The sequence below is a fragment of the Ruegeria sp. YTSA226 genome (genome assembly GCF_059609905.1).
In genome coordinates this window covers 1-4,493 of record NZ_JBXWMQ010000035.1, presented here as the reverse complement: position 1 = coordinate 4,493, position 4,493 = coordinate 1, and the positions used below count along the sequence as shown (strand labels likewise).

Sequence of the window (4,493 nt, the reverse complement as noted above, 5' to 3'; positions counted from 1 at the left end):
GATCAGCCCCTGGCCATTGCGGGGGCTGATCTGGTTGTCGTCTGTTTACTCTGCGGCTTCTTCGTAAGCGTCCATTGGTGGGCATGTGCAGATGAGGTTTCGGTCACCGTATGCGTTGTCGACGCGGTTTACGGGGGACCAGTATTTGTCGACGCCCATGGAGCCCGGGGGGAAGCAGGCCTGTTCGCGGGTGTATGGGCGGTCCCAGTCGCCGACCAGATCGCGCACCGTATGGGGGGCGTTTTTCAGCGGGTTGTTCTCCGCATCGATCTTGCCGTCGATGATGTCCTGCGCCTCGGCCCGGATGGACAGCATGGCGTCGCAGAAGCGATCCAGCTCGTCCTTGGGTTCCGACTCGGTGGGCTCGACCATCAGGGTTCCGGCCACCGGCCAGGACATGGTCGGCGCGTGGAAGCCGGAATCGACCAGACGTTTGGCCACATCGTCGACGCTGACATGGGCCGCCTCATCCAGGGGACGGGTGTCAAGGATACATTCATGCGCCACTCGGCCTGTTTCCGAGGTGTACAGGATCGGATAGGCGTCCTGCAGCCGGGCCGCGATATAGTTGGCGTTCAGGATCGCCACTTTCGTGGCCTGGGTCAGACCCGCACCGCCCATCAGCAGCACATAGGCCCAGCTGACCGGCAGGATCGACGGAGACCCAAACGGTGCCGCCGAGACCGGACCGACGGCGGTGCCGTATTCCGGGTGGCCGGGCAGGTGTTCCTCCAGATGCGCCTTGACGCCGATCGGACCCATACCGGGGCCGCCACCGCCATGCGGGATGCAGAAGGTCTTGTGCAGGTTCAGGTGGCTGACATCGCCGCCGATATCACCGGGGCGCGACAGGCCGACCATGGCGTTCATGTTGGCGCCGTCGATATAGACCTGACCGCCGTGATCATGGGTGATCTGGCAGACCTCCTGGACGGTGGTCTCGAACACGCCATGGGTCGACGGGTAGGTAATCATGCAGGCGGCCAGATGGTCGGAATGCTTTTCCGCCTTGGCGCGGAAATCGGCGACATCAATGTTGCCCTTCTCATCCGCTTGCACCGGCACCACCTGATAGCCCACCATCTGGGCCGAGGCCGGGTTGGTGCCATGGGCCGAAGTGGGGATCAGGCAGACATTGCGATGCGCCTCACCCCGCGCGGCGTGATAGTTGCGGATGGTCAGCAGGCCTGCGTACTCGCCCTGCGCGCCCGAGTTGGGCTGCTGCGAGATCGCGTCATAGCCGGTGATCTGGCACAGCTTGTCGTTCAGATCGGCAATCATCTCGTGATAGCCCTGTGCCTGATCTTCGGGGCAGAACGGGTGCAGATTGCCGAACTCGGGCCAGGTGACCGGGATCATCTCGATCGTGGCGTTCAGCTTCATGGTGCACGACCCCAGCGGGATCATCGCCCGGTCCAACGCCAGGTCGCGGTCGGCCAGACGGCGCATATAGCGCGTGATCTCGGCCTCGGCCCGGTTCTTGTGGAAGATCTCGTGGGTCAGATATTCGCTTTCACGCAGCGCGTAATCCGGCAGGCGGTATTGCTTGTTCGAGCTGTCATCCGCCCGATCGATGCCGAAGGCACCCCAGACGGCCTCGATGGTCTCGGGCCGGGTCTGTTCGTCCAGGCTGATGCCGACCTTGCTGTCGCCGACCTTGCGCAGGTTGACGCCGCGGGCCACGGCGGCCTCCATCACGACATTCTGCAGATGGCCGACCTCGACCGTGATGGTGTCAAAGAACACTTCCGGTTCCACGGCAAAGCCCGCCTCTTCCAGACCGGCGGCCAGGCGCGAGGTCTTGCGGTGCACCGATTGCGCAATGGCCTTGATGCCATCAGGGCCGTGATAAACCGCATACATCGACGCAATGACGGCCAGCAGCGCCTGCGCGGTGCAGACATTCGAGTTGGCCTTCTCGCGGCGGATATGCTGTTCGCGGGTCTGCAGCGCCAGGCGATAGGCCTTGTTGCCCCGGCTGTCGATGCTGACGCCGATGATCCGGCCGGGCATCGACCGCTTCAGCTTGTCGGTGGTCGCCATATAGGCCGCGTGCGGGCCGCCATAGCCCATCGGCACGCCAAAGCGCTGGGTCGAACCGATGGCGATATCTGCGCCCATCTCGCCCGGTGACTTCAGCAGCGCCAGCGACAGGATGTCCGCTGCAACGATGGCAATGGCTTTATGTTCATGCAGCGCCGCGATCTCGGCGGTGAAGTCGCGCACATGTCCATGCGTGCCGGGATACTGGAAGATCGCGCCAAACACCGCGCCCGCGTCCATCATATCCGGATCAGCCACCTGTACGTCGATGCCCAGAGGCTCGGCGCGGGTTTTGATCACCGCAATGGTCTGCGGGTGGCAGTTTTTATCGACGAAGAAAGCCGCGTTATTGGCCTTGGACCGGCCACCGCGCTTGGCCATCGCCATCGCCTCGGCAGCAGCGGTTGCTTCGTCCAGCAGGGATGCGTTGGCCACGTCCAGCCCGGTCAGATCGCTGACCATGGTCTGGAAGTTCAGCAACGCCTCAAGCCGGCCCTGGCTGATCTCGGGCTGATAAGGCGTGTACGCCGTGTACCAGGCCGGGTTTTCCAGGATATTGCGCAGGATCGGCGCAGGCGTGGTGGTGCCGTAATAGCCCTGACCAATCAGCGAGGTCAGAACCTTGTTCTTGCTCGCCACCTCTTTCATGTGGAACAGCGCATCGCGCTCGGTCATCGCCGGACCCCAGTCCAGCGCTTCCTTCTGCCGGATCGCAGGGGGGACGGTGGCGTCAATCAGCTGATCCAGCGTCGTGAAGCCGATCACCTTGAGCATGTCGCGCATCTCGGTCGGGCTGGGCCCGATATGGCGACGGTTGGCAAAGTCATAGGCTTCGTAATCGGTGAGTTTGAAGGCCATGTGTAGCGCTCCTCAAGGAATGTCTCGCCCAGCCGCTCTGGCAGATGCCTCCGGCGGGAGTATTTGGAAAAAGATGAAGCCCGGGGCCCGGTTTCAGGGCCCCGGAATTGAAGTTACCCGATGAAGGCCTTGTAGCCGGCCTCATCCATCAGATCTTCCAGCTGCGACGCATCCGTGATCTTGATCTTGTAGATCCAGGCCTCGCCCTCGGGGTCGTCGTTCAGCGCGCCCGGATTGTCGGCCAGCGCCTCGTTGACCTCGACGATCTCGCCATCAACCGGCGCATAAAGCTCGGACGCCGCCTTGACGGATTCGATCACGCCAATCTCGCCGCCCTTCTCGAACTCGTCGCCTGCTTCCTGCTGTTCCACGAACACCACGTCGCCCAGCTGTTCAGCCGCGTGTTTGGTGATGCCCAGCGTCGCGGTGTCACCCTCGACGGTCAGCCATTCGTGCTCTTCGGAATAATAGGTTGCCATGTTGTCTCTCTCCTGACTTCAACGCTTGTAATTCTGGGTGACAAAGGGGGTGGCCACAATCTGTGCCGGTTGCGGCTTGCCCCGGATGATCAGGTTCACCACCGTGCCCGGCTCGGCATGATCCGCCGCCACATAGCCCATCGCCACAGGTCCACCGACCGTCGGGCCAAACCCGCCCGAGGTGATCTGACCGATTGTATTGCCCTGCGCACACTGGATGTCCACGCCCTGACGCGCCGGTGCCCGGCCTTCCGGCTTGATGCCCACCAGCTTGCGCGCGGGACCCTCGGCCAGTTCTTTTTGAATGCGATCGGCCCCCGGGAACCCACCCTCTTCCTTGCGGCGCTTCTGGATCGCCCAACCCAGGCTGGCCTCGATCGGCGAGGTGCCCTGGTCGATGTCATTGCCATACAGGCACAGCCCCGCCTCCAGCCGCAGGCTGTCGCGCGCGCCCAGGCCCGCCGCCTCGCAATCCTCATGCGCCAGGAAGGCCTTGGTGATTTCAATCGCGCGGTCCTCGGGGATCGAGATCTCGTACCCGTCCTCACCGGTATAGCCCAGACGCGAGATCCGGCATTCGGCCCCCAGGATGTCGGCAACAACGGTTTCCATGAACTTCAGATCCCGCGCCGCAGGGCAAAGCGCACCCACCACATCCTCGGCCTTCGGTCCCTGCACCGCAACAAGCGCGCGGTCAAAGATCTCGATCACCTCAACCCCGTCCAGATTGGCGCGCATATGCGGAATATCCTGATGACGCAGCGCCGCGTTCACCACCACAAAGAAGTGATCCCCCGCATTCGACACGATCAGATCATCCATGATCCCGCCATCCGAATTGGTGAAAAATCCATACCGCGCCTTGCCAGGCTTCAGTGTCGCATAGGCCTGCGGGCACAGAGCCTCAAGCTTGGCACCAACATCCTCACCCCGCAGGATCACCTGACCCATATGAGACACATCAAACACCGCCGCCTTCTCACGACACTGCGCATGCTCACCCATAATCCCCAAAGGATACTGAACAGGCATCTCCCAGCCCGCAAAATCAACCAACTTCCCACCCAACTCAACATGCAAACCATGCAAAGGCGTGCGCTTAATATCCGTCAT

The 4,493-nt window shown here is 62.4% G+C and carries 3 protein-coding genes; all 3 read right to left on the bottom strand.

Annotation, left to right across the window (positions count from 1 at the left end):
• Positions 1-45: 45 nt before the first annotated feature.
• Positions 46-2,901, bottom strand: coding sequence for an aminomethyl-transferring glycine dehydrogenase (gene gcvP / locus AC2FFF_RS19770; RefSeq protein ID WP_281973990.1), 2,856 nt, complete (start codon positions 2,899-2,901; stop codon positions 46-48).
• 113 nt (positions 2,902-3,014) lie between these two features.
• Positions 3,015-3,380, bottom strand: coding sequence for a glycine cleavage system protein GcvH (gene gcvH / locus AC2FFF_RS19765; protein ID WP_142640419.1), 366 nt, complete (start codon positions 3,378-3,380; stop codon positions 3,015-3,017).
• An 18-nt stretch (positions 3,381-3,398) separates the two neighbouring features.
• On the bottom strand, positions 3,399-4,493 hold a 1,095-nt coding region (gcvT, locus tag AC2FFF_RS19760; RefSeq protein ID WP_496883085.1), incomplete at its 5' end, for a glycine cleavage system aminomethyltransferase GcvT.